Source organism: Paenibacillus sp. 01T422 (assembly GCF_056398785.1).
In genome coordinates, this window is the sequence record NZ_JBFTQB010001427.1 from 1 (window position 1) to 895 (window position 895).

Here is an 895-nt window from a genome sequence, read left to right on the forward strand (position 1 = left end):
CATTGAACAGCATCGTAAAAAAGGCGAAGAAACCGAAAAAATTGCGGAATTTAAAGCTTTTTCGTGAAATCGCATAGGCAAACGTAGCTGTCAACATTAAGCTGACAATCGTACCAACAACCGTCACTAGAATCGTGACCCCATAAGACATAAGCAGCTGATCTCCTGCTTTGAACAAATAGCGATAGGCTTCCAGACTCCATTTCTCAGGAATGAGCCGATACCCATTGCTGCTTAGCGTCTTCTCATCCGTGAATGAGATAATCGTCACAAATAGAAATGGAAAGATACACGCCAGAGCAAAAATTCCTGCCACAAGGTTAAATAGAACATTCAACGCCGGCGGTAATTTATGAAAATCACGACTTTTCATCGGTTTTGCTATCATTTTGAGGTTCCTCCTTTCCTTGCAATTCGTTAGAACAACGCATTATCTTTATCAAATTTTCGAACAATATAGTTGGAAGTCATAACGAGAATGAAGCCAATAACAGATTGATAGAGGCCTGCTGCTGTACTCATTCCGATTTCACCGGTAGATTTAAGGCCGCGGTAAACATAAGTGTCAATAACATTCGTTACCGAATATAGAGTTCCTGAATCTCTTGGTACCTGTAGAAACAATCCGAAATCTGCATAGAAGATACGACCGATCGCAAGCAGCGTCAGAATGGTCATCAGCGGCTTCAGCATCGGGAAAGTAATGTGCTTAATTTGCTGCCATTTACTTGCACCATCAATCATCGCAGCTTCATAAAGAGACTTATCAATTCCCATAATGGCTGCCAAATAAACAACACTGCTATAACCTACAGATTTCCATAGATATACGAAGATAATGATAAGAGGCCAATACGTTTTGTCGTTATACCACCGGATCGGATCGACTCCGAAC

General features: G+C 41.1%; 2 protein-coding genes. Both read right to left on the minus strand.

Features of this window, described 5'->3' with window-relative positions:
• Window positions 1-388 (minus strand): ABC transporter permease family protein (locus tag AC1DUA_RS39275; RefSeq protein ID WP_477504830.1); only part of this gene is annotated, 388 nt, incomplete at its 3' end.
• 29 nt (window positions 389-417) lie between these two features.
• Window positions 418-895, minus strand: a 478-nt coding sequence (locus AC1DUA_RS39280; RefSeq protein ID WP_477504831.1) for an ABC transporter permease subunit, incomplete at its 5' end; no start/stop codon positions are given.